Origin of the sequence: Streptomyces sp. 1-11 (genome assembly GCF_007176755.1) — a bacterium.
In the GTDB taxonomy this organism is placed as follows: Bacteria; Actinomycetota; Actinomycetes; order Streptomycetales; family Streptomycetaceae; genus Streptomyces.
On record NZ_BJTV01000013.1, the window covers coordinates 78,318 to 96,015 of the forward strand.

Below are 17,698 nucleotides of genomic sequence, written 5' to 3' on the forward strand. Positions count from 1 at the left end.
ACCATGACCACCGACACCACCACCCAGGACGCCGCACCCGGCGCGTCCGCCCCCGGCGAGGTCGTGCTCGACGCCCGCGGCGTCACGATGCGCTTCGGCGGCCTGACCGCCGTGCGGGGCGTCGACCTCACCGTCAACAGCGGCGAGATCGTCGGTCTGATCGGCCCCAACGGCGCCGGCAAGACCACCTTCTTCAACTGCCTGACAGGCCTGTACGTGCCCACCGAGGGCGAGGTCCGCTACAAGGGCGACGTCCTGCCGCCGAAGTCCTTCAAGGTCACCGCGGCCGGCATCGCCCGCACCTTCCAGAACATCCGCCTGTTCGCCAACATGACGGTCCTGGAGAACGTGCTCGTCGGCCGGCACACCCGCACCAAGGAGGGCCTGTGGTCCGCGCTGCTGCGCGGACCGGGCTTCCACCGCGCGGAGAAGGCCTCCCGCGAGCGGGCCATGGAGCTGCTGGCGTTCGTGGGTCTGGAGAAGAAGGCCGAGCACCTGGCCCGCAACCTCCCCTACGGCGAGCAGCGCAAGCTGGAGATCGCCCGCGCGCTGGCCAGCGAGCCCGGTCTGCTGCTCCTCGACGAGCCGACGGCCGGCATGAACCCGCAGGAGACCCGGGCCACCGAGGAACTGGTCTTCGCCATCCGGGACATGGGCATCGCCGTCCTCGTCATCGAGCACGACATGCGCTTCATCATGAACCTGTGCGACCGGGTGGCCGTGCTCGTGCAGGGCGAGAAGCTGATCGAGGGCGACAGCGCGACCGTCCAGGGCGACGAGCGGGTCGTCGCCGCCTACCTCGGCGAGCCGTTCGAGGAGGCTCCCGGCGACGAGGAGGCGGCCGAGGTCGAGGCGGCCGAGGCGCAGGCCGGGGCCGCGGCGGACACCGCGACCACGACGGACGCCGACACCACGACGGACGCCGCGCCCGGCAAGGAGAACGACCGATGACCGCACTGCTCGAAGTAGAGGACCTGCGCGTCGCCTACGGCAAGATCGAGGCCGTCAAGGGCATCTCCTTCAAGGTCGAGGCCGGCCAGGTGGTCACCCTCATCGGCACCAACGGCGCCGGCAAGACGACCACCCTGCGCACGCTCTCCGGTCTGCTCAAGCCGGTCGGCGGGCAGATCCGGTTCAACGGCAGGTCGCTGAAGAAGATCCCCGCGCACCAGGTGGTGTCGCTGGGGCTCGCCCACTCCCCCGAGGGGCGGCACATCTTCCCGCGGATGACCATCGAGGACAACCTGCGCCTCGGCGCGTTCCTGCGCAGCGACAAGCCGGGCATCGAGAAGGACATCCAGCGCGCCTACGACCTCTTCCCCATCCTCGGGGAGCGAAGGAAGCAGGCCGCCGGCACCCTCTCCGGCGGCGAGCAGCAGATGCTGGCGATGGGCCGGGCGCTGATGTCCCAGCCCAAGCTGCTGATGCTGGACGAGCCCTCGATGGGTCTGTCGCCGATCATGATGCAGAAGATCATGGCGACCATCGCCGAGCTGAAGTCGCAGGGCACGACGATCCTGCTGGTCGAGCAGAACGCCCAGGCGGCGCTCTCGCTCGCCGACCAGGGTCACGTCATGGAGGTCGGCAACATCGTCCTCTCCGGCACCGGCCGCGACCTGCTGCACGACGAGTCCGTGCGCAAGGCGTACCTCGGCGAGGACTGACCGCCGCGGACGCCGGACACGACGAGGCCCGCGCCCCCTTCTCCGGGGCGCGGGCCTCGTCCCGTACTGCCGCGGTCAGCTCTTCTTCGAGGCCTTCTTCTCCTCGTTGTCCGCGATGACCGCCTCGGCGACCTGCTGCATCGACAGGCGCCGGTCCATCGACGTCTTCTGGATCCAGCGGAACGCGGCCGGCTCGGTCAGCCCGTACTCCGTCTGCAGGACGGACTTCGCGCGGTCCACCAGCTTGCGGGTCTCCAGCCGCTGGGTGAGGTCCGCGACCTCCTTCTCCAGCTCCCGCAGCTCGGTGAAGCGGGACACCGCCATCTCGATCGCCGGGACGACGTCGCTCTTGCTGAACGGCTTCACCAGGTAGGCCATGGCGCCGGCGTCGCGGGCCCGCTCCACCAGGTCGCGCTGCGAGAACGCGGTGAGCATCAGGACCGGGGCGATGGACTCCTCGGCGATCTTCTCGGCCGCGGAGATGCCGTCGAGCTTGGGCATCTTCACGTCCAGGATCACCAGGTCCGGGCGGTGCTCGCGGGCGAGCTCCACCGCCTGCTCGCCGTCCCCGGCCTCGCCGACGACGGTGTAGCCCTCCTCCTCCAGCATCTCTTTGAGGTCGAGCCGGATCAGGGCCTCGTCCTCGGCGATGACGACACGGGTCGTCAGCGGAGGCACGTGCGACTTGTCGTCGTCGGGCACGTCAACGGGCTGGGGCGACTCGGGGGAGGTCACTCGGGCTCCTTGTTGCGAGGCAGGTCGGTACTGCTGACAAGAGCCTACCTAGCTGCGGTAAGGTGGTCAGGCAGCGGGTCGAGGTCAACCTTCGATTCACCGGGCCCCGGTAGCCCAATTGGCAGCAGGCGATGGATTCAAAACCCATACAGTGTCGGTTCGAGTCCGACCCGGGGCACTTTTCCTTCGATCTGAAGGTCGTCACCCAAAAGCGGATCTCCGCGTTCTCGTGAATTCCCGTTCTTCGCCGCATGTCGCCGCGACCACCGTCACAGAGTGGCCGGATGTACGACATCAGCACGCGCAAGCGAGCCCTCGCCCTGGTCGCCCAGGGCCGCAGCCTCAATTCGGTGAGCCGCGAGACCGGTGTCTCCCGGGCCGCGATCCGCTCATGGCAGGACCGCCTCGAACCGCTGCCCCGCATGTCCCCTCCACCCGGGCCGCCTTCCGACACCGGCGCATACGCGTACCTGTTGGGCCTCTACCTCGGTGACGGGTGCGTCAGCCCGCACCCGCGCGGCGGCTACTACCTCAGGATCGCGTGCGCCGACGCCTGGCCCGGGCTCATGCAGATGTGCCGCGAGGCCATCACACGCGTACGCCCCGGCGTACGCGTCCACACGGTCCGGAAACAGGGCTGCGCGATGGTGACCAGCTACTACCCGCACTGGCCCGCCCTGTTCCCCCAGCACGGCCCCGGCAAGAAGCACGAACGGCCGATCGCCCTCGCGGCCTGGCAACAGGAGATGGTCGACGCCCATCCCTGGGAGTTCATCCGGGGACTCATCCACTCCGACGGCTGCCGTGTCACCAACTGGACGACCAGACTGGTCGACGGTGAGCGCAAGCGCTACGAGTATCCGCGCTACTTCTTCACCAACGTGTCCGAGGACATCGTGCGGCTCTTCACCGATGCCCTGGAGCGGGTCCACGTGGAGTGGAGACGGGCGAACAACCGGAACATCTCCGTCGCCCGAAAAGCCTCCGTGGCCCTCATGGACGCCCACGTGGGCCCCAAGTACTGAGCCGCCGCTACTTGGGGCTGTCGTCCTCGCCGATGTGGTGGACGCGGACCATGTTGGTGGCGCCGGGGACGCCGGGCGGTGAGCCGGCCGTGATGACCACGACGTCACCCTTCTCGCAGCGGCCGTACCGCAGCAGCAGTTCGTCCACCTGGGCGACCATGGCATCGGTGGAGTCGGCCTCCGGGCCGAGGAAGGTCTCCGCGCCCCAGGTGAGGCTGAGCTGGGAGCGGGTGGCCGGTTCCGGGGTGAAGGCCAGCAGGGGGATCGGCGAGCGGTAGCGGGAGAGCCGGCGGGCGGTGTCGCCGGACTGGGTGAAGGCCACGAGGAACTTCGCGCCGAGGAAGTCGCCCATCTCGGCCGCGGCGCGGGCGACGGCTCCGCCCTGGGTGCGGGGCTTGTTGCGTTCGGTGAGCGGCGGCAGCCCCTTGGCGAGGATGTCCTCCTCGGCGGCGGCCACGATCTTGGCCATGGTGCGCACGGTCTCGACGGGGTATTTGCCGACGCTGGTCTCGCCGGAGAGCATCACGGCGTCGGTGCCGTCGATGACGGCGTTGGCGACGTCGGAGGCCTCGGCGCGGGTGGGGCGGGAGTTGTCGATCATCGAGTCGAGCATCTGGGTGGCGACGATGACGGGTTTGGCGTTGCGCCGGGCGAGTTTGATGGCGCGCTTCTGGACGATGGGCACCTGTTCGAGGGGCATTTCGACGCCGAGGTCGCCGCGGGCGACCATGATGCCGTCGAAGGCGGCGACGATGTCGTCGATGTTCTCGACGGCCTGGGGTTTCTCGACCTTGGCGATCACGGGGAGGCGGCGGCCTTCCTCGTCCATGATGCGGTGGACGTCGTGGGCGTCCCGGCCGCTGCGGACGAAGGAGAGGGCGACGGCGTCGAAGCCGGTCCGCAGGGCCCAGCGCAGGTCGTCCTCGTCCTTCTTGGAGAGGGCGGGTACGGAGACGGCGACGCCGGGGAGGTTGAGGCCCTTGTGGTCGGAGATGATGCCGCCTTCGGCCACTCGGGTGTGGACCTCGGGGCCGTCGACCGCGGTGACTTCGAGGCAGACCTTGCCGTCGTCGACGAGGATGCGTTCGCCGGGGGTGACGTCGGAGGCGAGGCCGGCGTAGGTGGTGCCGCAGGTGTGGCGGTCGCCTTCGACGCCTTCCTGGACGGTGATGGTGAAGGTGTCGCCGCGTTCAAGGAGTACGGGGCCTTCGCTGAATCGGCCGAGGCGGATCTTCGGGCCCTGAAGGTCGGCGAGGATGCCGACGCTGCGGCCGGTTTCGTCGGCGGCTTTTCGTACGTGCTGGTATCGCACCTCGTGCTCGGTCTGGGTGCCGTGGCTGAGGTTGAAGCGGGCGACGTCCATTCCGGCTTCGACGAGTGCTTTGATCTGGTCGTACGAGTCGGTGGCGGGGCCCAGAGTACAGACGATCTTTGCTCGGCGCATGATTCGAGCCTAGGCCTTACCCGCTGGTAGTGAATCCGGGGCTCATGACTACTCAACAACCGTTGGGTTAAGGGATATTGACAAGTGTTGAATTGTGCGACGGCCCGCTCCTTTGAGCGAAATCTCTACGTCGTGCGTTTTCGGCTTTCACAGTCGCGGGGGCCGCATGGCGAACCGGGCGCTGACCTGGGCGGTGACGCGCAGTCGCGGGGGTTCGAGGTCGAGGGGTGCGGCGGGTTCGTCCGGATGGGCGAGTGCGGCCCGGCGTGCGCCGCGCTCGAACGGGGTGCGGGCGGGGCGGGTGCGGTCGGCGCCGGTGTCGGCGAGTTCGACGAGCGCGGCGAGGGTGGTGCCGAGGGCGTCGGCGTATTCGCGGGCCCGCCGGAGGGCGTCGCCGACGGCGTCGCGGCGGGCCTGGGCGGGCACGGGTGAGTCGGGGCGCAGGGACCACCAGGGGCCGTCGATCCGGGTGAGTTCCAAGTCGGCCAGTCGGGTGGTGAGTTCCGCCAGGGCGGTGAAGTCGGTGAGTTCGGCGGTGAGGTGGACCCGGCCGTGGTGGCTGTGTATGCGTTCGCCGTGGCCGTGGGGGTCGAGTTCGGGGGTGATGGTGACGGCGCCGGTGGACACGTGTGCGACGGCGTCGGCGTAGGACTTGATGAGGTCGAGGGCGGCGGCGTTGCGGCGGGTGAGGTCGTCGAGGGTGGCGCGGCGGTCGCGGCCGCGGGCGTTGACGGTGACGGCGATGCGGGCGATCTCCGGTTCGGCGTCGATCTCGGCTTCGCCGTGGACGATGAGGAGGGGGGCGTCGGGGGTGCCGTGGGGCGGGGCCGCGGGTTGGGTCATACGTCCCACTGTGTCACGCGCTTTCCGCTTCCTTGACCGGAGTTGGGGCTTGAGGTCACCAGATCGAAACCTCTTGGACCTGTTGTTTCCGGTCAGGTCCGGGTCAGAATCTACGCGCGTTGTTGACTGTTTCCCCGAGGAGACCGAGAGATGCCGTTGAACCGCCGGAAGTTCCTGAAGAAGTCCGCCGCGACCGGGGCGGGGGTGGCGATCGCCGGTGCGGCGGCGGCTCCGGCGGCCGAGGCCGCCGAGGCGACGGTCCCGGGCGAGCACGTGAAGCGGTACTCCCTGACCGTCATGGGCACCACGGACCTGCACGGCCACGTCTTCAACTGGGACTACTTCAAGAACGCGGAGTACTCCGACAAGGCGGGCAACGCGCAGGGCCTGGCGCGTATCTCGACGCTGGTCGAGGGGATCCGCAAGGAGAAGGGCCGCTCCAACACGCTGCTGCTGGACGCCGGTGACACGATCCAGGGCACCCCGCTGACGTACTACTACGCGAAGGTGGACCCGATCACCGCCAAGGGCGGTCCGGTGCATCCGATGGCGCAGGCGATGAACGCGATCGGGTACGACGCGGCGGCGCTCGGCAACCACGAGTTCAACTACGGCATCGAGACGCTGCGGAAGTTCGAGGACCAGCTCGACTTCCCGCTGCTGGGCGCCAACGCGGTCGACGCGAAGACGCTGAAGCCGGCCTTCCCGCCCTACTTCATCAAGAAGTTCCACGTGCCGGGCGCTCCGCCGGTGAAGGTCGCGGTGCTGGGTCTGACCAACCCGGGCATCGCGATCTGGGACAAGGCGTACGTGCAGGGCAAGCTGGCGTTCCCGGGTCTGGAGGAGCAGGCCGCGAAGTGGGTGCCGAAGCTGCGGGCGCTGGGCGCGGACGTGGTCGTGGTGTCGGCGCACTCGGGCACGTCGGGGAACTCGTCGTACGGCGACCAGCTGCCGTACGTGGAGGACGCGGCGGCGAACGTGGCGCGGCAGGTGCCGGGGATCGACGCGATCCTGGTGGGGCACGCGCATCTGGAGATTCCGGAGCTGAAGGTCGTCAACGAGAAGTCGGGCCGGACGGTGGTGCTGTCGGAGCCGCTGTGCTACGCGGAGCGGCTGAGCGTCTTCGACATCGAGCTGGTGTTCGGCAAGGGCAGGTGGGAGGTGGAGTCGGTCTCCGCTTCGCTGCGCGACTCGAAGACGGTGGCGGACGACCCGCGGATCACCAGGCTGCTGAAGGACGAGCACGACAAGGTCGTGGCGTACGTCAACCAGGTGGTGGGCCGGGCGACCGAGACGCTGACGACCGTGGAGGCCCGTTACAAGGACGCCCCGATCATCGATCTGATCACCAAGGTCCAGGAGGACGTGGTGAAGGCGGCGCTGGCGGGCACCGAGTACGCCTCGCTGCCGGTGATCGCGCAGGCGTCGCCGTTCTCCCGGACGTCGGAGATCCCGGCCGGCGATGTGACGATCCGGGACCTGTCGAGTCTGTACGTGTACGACAACACGCTGGTCGCGAAGCTGATGACGGGCGCGCAGGTGCGGGCGTACCTGGAGTACTCGGCGGGGTACTACGTGCAGACGGCGCCGGGTGCGGCGGTCGACGTGGAGAAGCTGACGAACGCGGGCGGCCGTCCGGACTACAACTACGACTACGTGTCGGGGCTGTCATACGACATCGACGTGGCGCAGCCGGCGGGTTCGCGGATCAGGAATCTGACGTTCGGTGGCGTGGCGCTGGACGACGCGCAGCAGTTCGTGCTGGCGGTGAACAACTACCGTGCCAATGGCGGTGGCGCGTTCCCGTACGTGGCGTCGGCGAAGGAGCTGTGGTCGGAGTCGACGGAGATCCGTACGCGGATCGCGGAGTGGGTGACGGCGAAGGGTGTGCTGGACCCGAAGGACTTCGCCTCCGTGGACTGGAAGCTGACGCGGGACGGTACTCCGGTCTTCTGATTGCCGGGTGGGCCCTTTCGGCGGCGTCGGTGCCTGTTGTCGGCACCGGCGCCGCCGGCGTGTGTGCGGGGGTTCAGCCGGTGGCCGGGGCCGGTTGTCCGGTGCGGTCGGCGGGAGCGGCGCGGGGGGCGGGGGGCTGGAGTCCGAAGGTGGTGAAGGCGGTGCGGGCGGGCAGGGGGTACTGCTCCTTGCCGGTGAGGGAGTTGAGGATGGTGGCGCTGCGCCAGGCGGTGAGGCCGAGGTCGGGGGCGCCGACGCCGTGGGTGTGCAGTTCGGCGTTCTGGACGTAGGCGGAGCCGGTGACGCACGGGGCGAGGAGGAGGCGGTACTCCTGGTCGATGCGCGGGCGTCCGCTGTCGTCGCGGCGCAGGTAGGGGTCGAGTGCGGTGAGGATGGTGTCGAGGGGGCGTTCGCGGTAGCCGGTGGCGAGGACGACGGCGTCGGTGGCGAGCCGGGTGCGGGTGCCCTGCTGGAGGTGTTCGAGGTGGAGTTCGACCTGGCCGGCGGCGATGCGGCCGGCGGTGCGGACGCGGACGCCGGGGGTGAGGACGGTGTCGGGCCAGCCGCCGTTCAGGGTGCGCCGGTACAGCTCGTCGTGGATGGCGGCGAGGGTGTCGGCGTCGATGCCTTTGTGCAGTTGCCATTGGGCGGGGACGAGGCGGTCGCGGACGGGTTCGGCGAGGGCGTGGAAGTAGCGGGTGTAGTCGGGGGTGAAGTGTTCGAGGCCCAGCTTGGAGTACTCCATGGGGGCGAACGCTTCGGTGCGGCCGATCCAGTGCAGTCTCTCCTGGCCGGCGGGGCGGTGGCGCAGCAGGTCGAGGAAGACCTCGGCGCCGGACTGTCCGGAGCCGACGACGGTGATGTGGCCGGCGGTGAGGAGGGTGGCGCGGTGCCGGAGGTAGTCGGCGGCGTGGATGACGGGGACGCCGGGTGCTTCGGCCAGTGGCCGCAGGGCTTCGGGTACGTGGGGGGCGGTGCCGATGCCGAGGACGATGTTGCGGGTGCGGGTGCGGCCGTGGGCGGGGGTGCCGGCCGGGGTGTCGAGGCGGGTGTGGTCGACTTCGAAGACGTCGTGCCGGGGGTTCCAGCGGACGGCGTCGACCCGGTGGTGGAAGCGCAGTCCGGGCAGGTTCTGTGAGACCCAGCGGCAGTAGGCGTCGTATTCGGCGCGCTGGATGTGGAAGCGTTCGGCGAAGTAGAACGGGAAGAGCCGTTCGTGGGTCTTGAGGTAGTTGGGGAAGCTCCAGGGGCTGGTGGGCTCGGCGAGGGTGACCAGGTCGGCGAGGAAGGGCACTTGGAGGGTGGCGCCGTCGATGAGCAGGCCGGGGTGCCAGTCGAAGCGGGGGCGTTGTTCGTAGAAGACGGCGTCGAGTTCGGCGAGCGGGTGGGCGAGGGCGGCCAGGGAGAGGTTGCTGGGGCCGATGCCGATGCCGACGAGGTCGCGGGGGGCGCCGGGCTCGGGGTGTGGGGGGTGGGTCATCCGGGGGTGGCTCCTTCGGCGAGTTCGAGGAGTGCGGCCAGTTCGTGGGGCCGGGTGTGGGGGTTGAGGAAGGTGGCCTTGAGCCAGAGCCGTCCGTCGGCGCGGGCCCGTCCGAGGACGGCCCGGCCCTGGTGGAGCAGGCGGCGGCGTACGGCGGCGACGGTGTCGTCGGGGGCGCCGGCGGGCCGGAAGAGGACGGTGCTGATGACGGGCGGACCGTGCAGTTCGTGGCCGGGGTGCCGCTGGACGAGGGCGGCGAACTCGTGGGCGTGCGCGCAGACCTGGTCGACGAGGGTGCCGAGGCCGGTGCGGCCCAGGGTCCTGAGGGTGACGGCGATCTTGAGGATGTCGGGCCGGCGAGTGGTGCGCAGGGAGCGGCCGAGCAGGTCGGGCAGGCCCGCTTCGGTGTCGTCGCCGGCGTTGAGGTAGTCGGCGTGGTGGTGGAGTGCGGTGAGTTCGTGGGGACGGGCCACGGCGAGAAGTCCGGCGGCGGACGGTTGCCAGCCGAGTTTGTGCAGGTCGAGGGTGACGGTGTGGGCGGCTTCCAGGCCGGCGAGCTTGTGGCGGTGCCGGTCGCTGAAGGCGAGGCAGGCGCCGTAGGCGGCGTCGATGTGCAGGCGGGCGCCGTGGGCGGCGCACAGGCGGGCGATGTCGGGCAGTGGGTCGATGAGTCCGGCGTCGGTGGTGCCGGCGGTGGCGGCGACGAGCAGCGGGCCCGGGTGGGTGGTGAGGGCGTGGTGCAGGGCGGCCGGGTCCAGGGTGCCGCGCGGGGTGGGGACGACGACCGGGTCGGGCAGGCCGAGCAGCCAGGCGGCGCGGGGCAGGGAGTGGTGGGCGTTGGCGCCGCAGACCAGCCGGAGGCGGCCGCCGTGGGTTTCGCGGGCGAGGAGCAGGGCGAGCTGGTTGGATTCGGTGCCGCCGGTGGTGACGAGGGCGTCGGCGTGGCCGACGAGCCGGGCGAGGGCGTGGGTGACCCGGGCTTCCAGGGCGGAGGCCGCGGGGGCCTGGTCCCAGGAGTCCAGTGAGGGGTTGAGGGCGCTGGCGGCGAGGTCGGCGGCGGTGGCGACGGCGAGCGGCGGGCAGTGCAGGTGGGCGGCGCAGAGCGGGTGGGCGGGGTCGGCGGCGCCTTCGGCGAGGGCGTGTACGAGGGTGCGCAGGGCGTCGGGGTCGCCGTCCTCGGGCAGGACGTCGTCGCCGAGGGCCGCGGTCATCCGTGCGGTGACGGTGCCGGGGCCGCCGGCCGGCAGTGGTCCGCCGCGGGTACGGCCGCCGGTGGCGAGGGCTTCGAGGACGGTGTCGAGGAGGGGACGCAGGGCGTCGGGGCCGTGGGGCCCCGAGGCGAGGGGCGGCAGGCTCATGGGCTCTCCTCCGGGGGCACGGGACGGGCGGGCGGTCCTGGGTTCGCGGTGGTGCGGGCGCCGGGTCGGTGGCGGCCGGCGGCGGGGGTCACCGGGGTGGTTCGCGTCCGGTGACGTCCGGCTCGTCCGGGAGGCGGTCCACCGCTCCCGCAGGCTCAACGATCGGGACCGGGAGGTGGGTACTGCCGTACGGGGAAAACACGTTGGAGCGGTGGAGCGCCGGGGGCGCCGCGGCTAACGTCGGTCGGATGGTCGACGCGTGGATGATCGAGGTGCCCGGTGAGCGGGTGGTGGTGCGTGAGCCCGGTCCGCGGGACGAGGTGCCGTTGCTGACGCTGTTCGAGGAGTGCGAGGACTGGTTCGTCGCGGCGACGGGGCTGCCGTCGGGGCCGGGTGATGTGCAGGGCCTGTTCTACGCGCTGCCGGAGGGTGCGAGCCCCGAGGACAAGGTGCTGCTGGTGCTGGAGCGGGACGGGGTGGTCGCGGGTCTGGTGGACGCGGTGCGGGACCATCCGGAGCCGGGCGCGGTGGCGGTGGGCCTGTTCCTGCTGGCGCCCTGGGCGCGGGGGCGGGGGCTGGGCCGTGCGCTGGCGGAGTCCTTGCTGGCGCGTGCCGGCGCGGTGTCCCTGGTCACGGCGACGGTGCCGGCCGGCTGGCGCTGCGGTGAGGGCTTCCTGGAGCGGCTCGGTTTCTCCCTGGGCGCCGTGGTCGAGGCAGGCGGCACGGTGGGCAACCGACGCGCCGGGCCGCGTGAAGCGGGGGTACGGCGGGCGGAGTTGCGGGTGCTCGGGGGGTGAGCGGCGGGCGCGGTCGCGGGTACTCGACGGTTCAACGGCGGGCGGGCGCAGTCGCGCGTACTCGACGGTTGAACGGCGGGCCAAGTCGCGGGTACTCGACGGTTCAACGGCGGGCGGGCGCAGTCGCGCGTACTCGACGGTTCAACGGCGGGCCAAGTCGCGGGTACTCGACGGTTCAACAGCGGGCCAAGTCGCGGGCGCTCGGCGGTTCAACGGCGGGCGGACGGTGACCGGTCCGCCGGTGCCGCGGGATCCACCGCGGACGGCACGCCGCGCCCGCTGCCTGGGTGAGCGGGGTCAGCGTGCCGTCCGCCGTGCCGTGGGCCGGGTGTTACTCGCCGCGGACGCGCAGGGCGCGGGCCAGGTCGTCGAGTTCGTCGACGAGTCGGCGGTGCAGGGCGGCGACGGGTTCCGCGTCGCGCAGGCAGGCCTCGCCGAGGGCGAGGTTCTCGGCGTCGACCGCGTGGTACGGGAAGGCCCAGCGGCCCGCGGCGGAGGCGATGGCGGGGCCGCGGCGGGCGGCGAGCGCGACGGCGTCCTGGTAGTAGCGGGGCACGTATTCCCTCACCAGGTCTGCCTGTTCGGGCTGCCAGAAGCCGCGCGCGGTGGCCGTGAAGAGGTAGTTGGAGAGGTCGTCGGTGGCGAACATGGCGTCCCAGGCGGCGCGTTTGGCCTCCGGGTCGGGCAGTGCGGCGCGGCAGGTGGCGGCGCCCTCCCGGCCGCTGGCGGAGGGGTCGCGTTCGAGTTCGGCGGCGATCGCGGCCTCGTCGGTGGCGCCGAGGACGGCGAGCCGGCCGAGGATGCGCCAGCGCAGCTCGGGGTCGAGTTCGGGTCCGCCGGGGACCGTGTCGTCGGCGAGCCAGGCGGCGATGGTGTCGGGGTGGGCGGCGACGTCGATGAAGTGGCGTACGGCGACCAGGCGCAGGCCGGGGTTGTCGCCGTCCTCGGTGCGGCGCAGCAGGTCGCGGCAGAGGGAGCCGAGGGTGGCGAGGGCGGCCGGGCGGTCCTCGGGGCGCAGGTAGCGGTCGGTGACCTCGTGGGCGGCGAAGGCGAGGACGCCCTGTGCGAGGGCGAGGTCGGTTTCGAGCGGCAGGTGGGTGCGGGCCGCCTCGAGGTATGCGCCGGGCTGGAGTTCGCCGTCGCGCACGGCGTCCCTGAGGGCGTTCCAGACCACGGCGCGGGTGAGGGGGTCGGGCAGTCCGGACAGGCCGGCGCGGACCGCTTCGAAGGACTCGGCGTCGAAGCGGATCTTGGCGTAGGTCAGGTCGCCGTCGTTGACGAGGACCAGCGCGGGCCGCTTGCCGATGGGCTGCGGCGTGCTCTGCGGGACGTCGACGCCGAGCTGTTCGCGCGGGGTGAGGCGGCCCTCGTCGGTGAGGTCGCGGTCGTAGAGGCCGACGGTGACCCGGTGCGGGCGGCTGCCGGCGCGGTCGACGGTGAGGGCGCAGGTGCCGTCGGCGGCGGTGACGCGCGGGGTGAGGGTGTCGACCCCGGTGGTGCGCAGCCAGGCGTCGGCCCAGGCGGGCACGTCGCGGTCGGTGGCAGCGGCGAGGGAGTCGATGAAGTCGGCGAGGGTGGCGTTGGCGAACCGGTGCCGTTCGAAGTGGATGTTGATGCCGGCGAGGAAGTTCTTCTCGCCGAGCCAGGCGACGAGCTGGCGCAGGGCGGAGGCGCCCTTGGCGTAGGAGATGCCGTCGAAGTTGAGCAGGGCGGCGGCGGTGTCGTCGACGGCTTCGGGGGCGACCGGGTGGGTGGAGGGGCGCTGGTCGGCGTCGTAGCCCCAGGCCTTGCGGGTGACGCCGAACTCGACCCACGGCTGGGTGAAGCGGGTGGCCTCCAGGGTGGTCTGGTAGCCCATGTACTCGGCGAAGGACTCGTTGAGCCAGATGTCGTCCCACCACTTGAGGGTGACGAGGTCGCCGAACCACATGTGGGCCATCTCGTGGGCGATGACCATGGCGCGGGTCTGGCGTTCGGTGTCGGTGACGGCGGAGCGGAAGACGAAGTCGTCGCGGAAGGTGACCAGGCCGGGGTTCTCCATGGCGCCGGCGTTGAACTCGGGCACGAACGCCTGGTCGTAGGAGTCGAAGGGGTAGGGCTCCTCGAACTTCTCGTGGTAGCGGTCGAAGCAGGCGCGGGTGATGTCGAGGATCTCGTCGGCGTCGGCGTCGAGGTAGGGGGCGAGGGAGCGGCGGCAGTGGATGCCGAAGGGCAGGCCGCGGTGCTCGGTGCGGCGCGTGTGCCAGGGGCCGGCGGCGACGGCGACGAGGTAGGTGGAGATCGGCGGGGTGGGGGCGGCCCGCCAGCGGCCCTGGCCGAGGTGCTCGGTGACGCCGTTGGCGAGGACGGTCCAGTTCTCGGGCGCGGTGACGGTGAGTTCGAAGACGGCCTTCAGGTCGGGCTGGTCGAAGGCGGCGAGGACGCGCTGGACGTCGTCGAGGAACATCTGCGTGTAGACGTAGGTCTCGCCGTCGCTGGGGTCGGTGAAGCGGTGCATGCCCTCGCCGGTGCGCGAGTAGCGCATGGCGGCGTCGACGCGCAGTTCGTGTTCGCCCGCGGTGAGGCCGGGCAGCGGCAGCCGGTTGCCGTCGAGGGTCCGCGGGTCGAGGGGCTGTCCGTCGAGGGTGACGGTGCGCAGGCGGGCGGGCTTCAGCTCGACGAACGTGTCCCCGGCGGACCGCGCGGTGAACCTGATCACGGTGCGGGAGTCGAAGGTCTCGTCCCCGGTCGTGAGGTCGAGTTCGACCGTGTAGCGGTGGACGTCGAGGAGCTGTGCTCGGAGCTGCGCTTCGTCGCGCGTGATGACGGACATGCAGGCCATGCTGCCTGATGGCTTCCGCGGCGCACAGGGGCGGATCGGTACACGGCATATGTCCGGTGTCGCGCCCCGTGCCACCGTGCCCGCGCCGCCCGCGCCCGCGGGTGCCGGAGCGGGCGTCAGCCGGACGTGGCGGTCTGTCCGCCGGTCGTGTCCCCGGCGATGGACTCGTGGTGCCGGATCACCTCGGCGATGATGAAGTTGAGGAACTTCTCGGCGAAGGCCGGGTCGAGCTTGGCGCTCTCGGCGAGGCGGCGCAGCCGCTCGATCTGCCGGGCCTCGCGGGCCGGGTCGGCGGGCGGGAGCTGGTGGCCGGCCTTGAGCCGGCCGACCTGCTGGGTGCACTTGAAGCGCTCGGCGAGCATGTGGACGACGGCCGCGTCGATGTTGTCGATGCTGTCGCGCAGCCGCTCCAGCTCCTGGCGGACCGCGGGGTCGACGTCACCGGTTCCGGTGTTGCTGATGGTCATGGCGGTCAACCCTAAGGGCGGCGCGGCCCCGCGATCACGCGGTGACCAGCATGCGAGCACCGCGCGCCGCGCCGGCGGGGGCGGCCGGGCGGGCGCCCGCCTACAGTGGAGGGGGGTTCCGGGCGTCTTTGGGGGTCGCGCGTGGCGAACGGCGGACCGGTCGAGCACGGTTACCCGCATCTGGAGACGGTGCGGGCGGCCGTCACCGCGCTGTACAGACGGCTGTCGTACGAGACGGTCCGGACGTTCTCGGCCAGTGTGGTCCCGGCGGACGTGGCGTTCTGCGACACGGACGACCTGCATCTGGGCGCGCAGCGGGTGGCCCGGGAGATCGTGCGGCACTTCAGGCTGCCGGACGCGCGGCTGGTCGTCGGTTTCCGGGAGATGACGCACGCGGCGACCGTGGAACTGGCGGCGGGCCCGGAGTACTTCGTGGAGCTGAACGACCGCTTCCGCACGCATCGCGGGGACATCGGCGCGGCGCTCGCCCACGAGGTGACCCATGTCTATCTGCACCGTCTGGACCTGTCGTTCCCGACGACCGCGGAGAACGAGATCCTGACGGACACGGTGGCGGCCTACCTGGGCGCGGGCTGGCTGCTGCTGGACGCCTTCCGCGAGGACGGGGTGTCCTCGCAGAAGCTGGGCTATCTCACCCCGGAGGAGTTCGGTTACGTCCTCGCCAAGCGGGCGCTGCTGTTCCAGGAGGACCCGTCGGTGTGGTTCACCAGCCCGCAGGCGTACTCGGCGTACGTCAGGGGCAGGGAGCTGGCCGTGCGGGACGGACAGCAGCCGCCGCTGACCGGGGCCGGCTGGGCGGGGCGGCGCCGTTACGCCCACGACCGCCGCCACGCGTCGGGCGGCCGGCCGGCCGCGGGGTACGCCTTCACCGCCGATCCCGGACCCGACGGCCACCTGCGGGTGTCGTTCCCCTGCCCCACGTGCCTGCAGCGGATCCGGCTGCCGGTCAAGGGCCGGGTACGGGCCCGGTGCGGACTGTGCAGAACGGTGCTGGAGTGCGACACGTAGGGCGCCGGCCCGGCGGGGCGGCCGGACGGCGGTCATCACCCCCTGGTGTCGCCCACGTCACAGCGGTTCGCTATTTTGTTCGCCGCCGTCCCCACCGGCTCATCCCGTCCCCGTGACCTTCCAAGGAGCCGGCCGTGACCGCCGAGTCCGCCGTGACCACGTGCTTCCGTCACCCCAAGGTGGAGTCGCACGTGCGCTGCACCCGCTGCGACCGCTTCATCTGCCCGTCCTGCATGCGGGAGGCCGCCGTCGGCCACCAGTGCGTGGAGTGCGTGAAGGAGGGGGCGCGCTCGGTGCGGCAGGCGCGGACTGCGTTCGGCGGCCGGATCAGCGCGGTGCCGGTGGTCACCTATGTGCTGATCGGGCTGAACGTGCTCGCCTACCTCGCCGAGCTGGCCCGGCCCTCGGTCGAGTACCGGTTCGACATGCTGGGCGCGACGCCGCCGGGCTATCTGCCCGAGGGGGTCGCGCACGGCGAGTGGTACCGGCTGCTGACCGGAGCGTTCCTGCATCTGACGCCCGCCGAGGGCGCGTTCGGCATCACGCACATCCTGTTCAACATGCTGGCGCTGTGGAACGTCGGCCGGGTGGTGGAGGCGCAGCTCGGCCGGGTCCGCTACCTCGCCCTGTACCTGCTGTCGGCTCTGGGCGGCTCGGTGCTGGTGCTGCTGGTCGCCCCGGAGACCCGCACGGTCGGCGCGTCCGGCGCCATCTTCGGTCTGGGCGCCGCGTACTACGTCATGGGCCGCCGCCTCGGCTACGACCGGCGGGCGGTCAACCAGTACATGGCGGGTCTGCTGGTGTGGCTGGTGGTCTCCGCCTGGATGACCTCCTGGCAGGGGCACCTCGGCGGGCTGCTGGCCGGCGGGGCGGTGACGCTGGCGTACGCGTACGCGCCCCGGGAGCGGCGTGCGCTGGTGCAGGCGGGCGCGTGCGTGGCGCTGCTGGTGCTGCTGGTGGTGCTGATCGCGGTCAGGGTGTCCTCGCTCGCGGTGGAGCCGGGGCTCATGGGAGGGGCGGCCTGATCCGGGCCGTACGGTGACTGCCATGAAGAGACGGAACCTGTCATGAGACGAACCGGCATCCTGCTGCTGGCGGCCGCGCCGATCGCCGTCGCGGCGGTGGTCTACGGCCTGGGCGCCGGCTCCTCCGGCTCCTCGGACGCGCAGGACACGCAGGTCTCCGCCGTGCGGGAGCGTCAGGACGCCAAGTCACGGGCCGAGTCGGAACGGGCCCGGGACGAGGAGGTCATCGCGGACGCGCCGCCGGGCCTGGCGGCGCCGGCCGAGAAGGAGCTGGCGCAGCGGATCGTGGCGAGCGCGGAGAACTCCACGCTCGACTGGCGCGGTTCCTACGGCTACATCGAGGACATCGGCGACGGGCGGGGCTACACCGCCGGCATCATCGGTTTCTGCACCGGCACGCACGACCTGCTCACCCTGGTCGAGCGGTACACGAGGGCCCACCCGGGCAACGGCCTCGCGCCGTATCTGCCGGCCCTGCGGAAGGTCGACGGCACCGGCTCCCACCAGGGGCTCGACCCCGGTTTCACCGCGGCCTGGAAGGCGGAGGCGAAGCTCCCCGCGTTCCGGGCGGCGCAGGAGGAGGAGCGCGACCGCGTCTACTTCGACCCGGCCGTCCGCCTCGCCAAGCTCGACGGGCTGGGCACGCTGGGGCAGTTCGTCTACTACGACGCGATGGTCTTCCACGGTCCCGGCACCGGGCGCGACGGCTTCTACGGCCTGCGCGAACGTGCTCTGCGGAAGGCCGGCTCCCCGTCCCTCGGCGGCAGCGAGCGCGCATACCTCGGCGTGTTCCTGGACGTCCGCCGCGAGGCCATGAGGTCCAGGAGCTCCGCCATCGACACCACCCGCGTCGACACCGCCCAGCGGCGGTTCCTGCGCGAGGGCAACCTGGAGCTGCGTACGCCGCTGACCTGGCAGGTGTACGGGGAGACGTACCGGGTGCCGTAGCCGGCGGGCCCGCCTCGCATGCGACGGCGCCCGCCCAGGAGTCCGGTCGGGGACAGGTGGGCGGGCGCGGTCGCGGGGGTCCGGGGGGTGTCCCCCGGAGGTCCCG

Annotated in this window: 15 protein-coding genes and 1 tRNA gene; 9 read left to right on the forward strand and 7 right to left on the reverse strand. The window is 71.6% G+C overall.

Annotation, left to right across the window (positions count from 1 at the left end; genetic code table 11):
- Positions 1-3: 3 nt before the first annotated feature.
- Entirely contained in the window at positions 4-951 is a 948-nt protein-coding gene (locus TNCT1_RS25730) for an ABC transporter ATP-binding protein (RefSeq protein ID WP_143636296.1), read from the forward strand.
- Entirely contained in the window at positions 948-1,664 is a 717-nt protein-coding gene (locus TNCT1_RS25735) for an ABC transporter ATP-binding protein (RefSeq protein WP_133922194.1), read from the forward strand. Before TNCT1_RS25730 ends, TNCT1_RS25735 begins: the two co-directional genes overlap by 4 nt.
- A 75-nt stretch (positions 1,665-1,739) precedes the next feature.
- Here TNCT1_RS25735 and TNCT1_RS25740 read toward each other — a convergent pair whose 3' ends face one another.
- Positions 1,740-2,399, reverse strand: coding sequence for an ANTAR domain-containing response regulator (locus tag TNCT1_RS25740; RefSeq protein WP_143636298.1), 660 nt, complete (start codon positions 2,397-2,399; stop codon positions 1,740-1,742).
- Positions 2,400-2,502: 103 nt separating this feature from the next.
- On the opposite strand from TNCT1_RS25740, the gene TNCT1_RS25745 reads away from it, so the two are divergent.
- Both TNCT1_RS25745 and TNCT1_RS25750 read left to right on the forward strand, forming a co-directional pair.
- Positions 2,503-2,577, forward strand: a tRNA-Leu gene (locus TNCT1_RS25745).
- A 106-nt stretch (positions 2,578-2,683) separates the two neighbouring features.
- Positions 2,684-3,424, forward strand: coding sequence for a helix-turn-helix domain-containing protein (locus TNCT1_RS25750; RefSeq protein WP_143636299.1), 741 nt, complete (start codon positions 2,684-2,686; stop codon positions 3,422-3,424).
- A gap of 7 nt (positions 3,425-3,431) precedes the next feature.
- Here the strand turns inward: TNCT1_RS25750 and pyk are convergent, their stop codons facing one another.
- Entirely contained in the window at positions 3,432-4,868 is a 1,437-nt protein-coding gene (pyk, locus tag TNCT1_RS25755; protein WP_143636301.1) for a pyruvate kinase, read from the reverse strand.
- A 147-nt stretch (positions 4,869-5,015) separates the two neighbouring features.
- The gene (locus tag TNCT1_RS25760) at positions 5,016-5,711 is read right to left on the reverse strand and encodes an SIMPL domain-containing protein (protein WP_143636303.1); all 696 of its coding nucleotides are present in this window, start codon (positions 5,709-5,711) and stop codon (positions 5,016-5,018) included.
- Positions 5,712-5,861: 150 nt separating this feature from the next.
- Between TNCT1_RS25760 and TNCT1_RS25765 the strand changes: the two genes are divergently transcribed.
- Entirely contained in the window at positions 5,862-7,667 is a 1,806-nt protein-coding gene (locus TNCT1_RS25765) for a bifunctional UDP-sugar hydrolase/5'-nucleotidase (RefSeq protein ID WP_143636305.1), read from the forward strand.
- Between the two features lie 73 nt (positions 7,668-7,740).
- On the opposite strand, the gene TNCT1_RS25770 is transcribed toward TNCT1_RS25765, so the two are convergent.
- Together TNCT1_RS25770 and TNCT1_RS25775 are read right to left on the reverse strand one after the other, a co-directional pair.
- The gene (locus tag TNCT1_RS25770; protein ID WP_143636308.1) at positions 7,741-9,147 is read right to left on the reverse strand and encodes a lysine N(6)-hydroxylase/L-ornithine N(5)-oxygenase family protein; all 1,407 of its coding nucleotides are present in this window, start codon (positions 9,145-9,147) and stop codon (positions 7,741-7,743) included.
- The gene (locus tag TNCT1_RS25775; protein WP_143636310.1) at positions 9,144-10,505 is read right to left on the reverse strand and encodes an aminotransferase class V-fold PLP-dependent enzyme; all 1,362 of its coding nucleotides are present in this window, start codon (positions 10,503-10,505) and stop codon (positions 9,144-9,146) included. The genes TNCT1_RS25770 and TNCT1_RS25775 overlap by 4 nt, the downstream gene beginning before the upstream one ends.
- 248 nt (positions 10,506-10,753) lie before the next feature.
- Here TNCT1_RS25775 and TNCT1_RS25780 point away from each other — a divergent pair, with 248 nt between their 5' ends.
- Positions 10,754-11,302, forward strand: a complete 549-nt coding sequence (locus TNCT1_RS25780) for a GNAT family N-acetyltransferase (RefSeq protein WP_235902896.1) — start codon at positions 10,754-10,756, stop codon at positions 11,300-11,302.
- Between the two features lie 331 nt (positions 11,303-11,633).
- Here the strand turns inward: TNCT1_RS25780 and pepN are convergent, their stop codons facing one another.
- Together pepN and TNCT1_RS25790 are read right to left on the reverse strand one after the other, a co-directional pair.
- Positions 11,634-14,114 carry an aminopeptidase N gene (pepN, locus tag TNCT1_RS25785; RefSeq protein WP_143636312.1) on the reverse strand — a complete coding sequence of 827 codons (2,481 nt, stop codon included), beginning with the start codon at positions 14,112-14,114 and terminating at the stop codon, positions 11,634-11,636.
- Positions 14,115-14,239: 125 nt separating this feature from the next.
- A complete protein-coding gene (locus TNCT1_RS25790; protein WP_143636314.1) occupies positions 14,240-14,590 on the reverse strand; it encodes a chorismate mutase in 351 nt (116 codons plus the stop codon).
- Between the two features lie 141 nt (positions 14,591-14,731).
- On the opposite strand from TNCT1_RS25790, the gene TNCT1_RS25795 reads away from it, so the two are divergent.
- From TNCT1_RS25795 to TNCT1_RS25805, 3 genes are all read left to right on the forward strand, one after another.
- Positions 14,732-15,619: a hypothetical protein gene (locus TNCT1_RS25795; protein WP_143636316.1), complete on the forward strand. Its 888-nt coding sequence runs from the start codon at positions 14,732-14,734 to the stop codon at positions 15,617-15,619.
- 134 nt (positions 15,620-15,753) lie between these two features.
- Positions 15,754-16,644, forward strand: coding sequence for a rhomboid family intramembrane serine protease (locus TNCT1_RS25800; protein ID WP_143636319.1), 891 nt, complete (start codon positions 15,754-15,756; stop codon positions 16,642-16,644).
- A gap of 42 nt (positions 16,645-16,686) precedes the next feature.
- Entirely contained in the window at positions 16,687-17,592 is a 906-nt protein-coding gene (locus TNCT1_RS25805; protein WP_143636321.1) for a chitosanase, read from the forward strand.
- The last annotated feature ends 106 nt before the right edge of the window (positions 17,593-17,698 follow it).

Bases quoted from the DNA above. Each gene is read 5' to 3' on its own strand.
- TNCT1_RS25780 (WP_235902896.1), top strand. From the start codon at position 10,754: ATGGTCGACGCGTGGATGATCGAGGTGCCCGGTGAGCGGGTGGTGGTG.
- TNCT1_RS25760 (WP_143636303.1), bottom strand. From the start codon at position 5,711: ATGACCCAACCCGCGGCCCCGCCCCACGGCACCCCCGACGCCCCCCTC.
- TNCT1_RS25770 (WP_143636308.1), bottom strand. From the start codon at position 9,147: ATGACCCACCCCCCACACCCCGAGCCCGGCGCCCCCCGCGACCTCGTC.
- TNCT1_RS25730 (WP_143636296.1), top strand. From the start codon at position 4: ATGACCACCGACACCACCACCCAGGACGCCGCACCCGGCGCGTCCGCC.
- TNCT1_RS25805 (WP_143636321.1), top strand. From the start codon at position 16,687: ATGAGACGAACCGGCATCCTGCTGCTGGCGGCCGCGCCGATCGCCGTC.
- TNCT1_RS25790 (WP_143636314.1), bottom strand. From the start codon at position 14,590: ATGACCATCAGCAACACCGGAACCGGTGACGTCGACCCCGCGGTCCGC.
- TNCT1_RS25735 (WP_133922194.1), top strand. From the start codon at position 948: ATGACCGCACTGCTCGAAGTAGAGGACCTGCGCGTCGCCTACGGCAAG.
- pyk (WP_143636301.1), bottom strand. From the start codon at position 4,868: ATGCGCCGAGCAAAGATCGTCTGTACTCTGGGCCCCGCCACCGACTCG.
- TNCT1_RS25775 (WP_143636310.1), bottom strand. From the start codon at position 10,505: ATGAGCCTGCCGCCCCTCGCCTCGGGGCCCCACGGCCCCGACGCCCTG.
- TNCT1_RS25750 (WP_143636299.1), top strand. From the start codon at position 2,684: ATGTACGACATCAGCACGCGCAAGCGAGCCCTCGCCCTGGTCGCCCAG.
- TNCT1_RS25765 (WP_143636305.1), top strand. From the start codon at position 5,862: ATGCCGTTGAACCGCCGGAAGTTCCTGAAGAAGTCCGCCGCGACCGGG.
- pepN (WP_143636312.1), bottom strand. From the start codon at position 14,114: ATGTCCGTCATCACGCGCGACGAAGCGCAGCTCCGAGCACAGCTCCTC.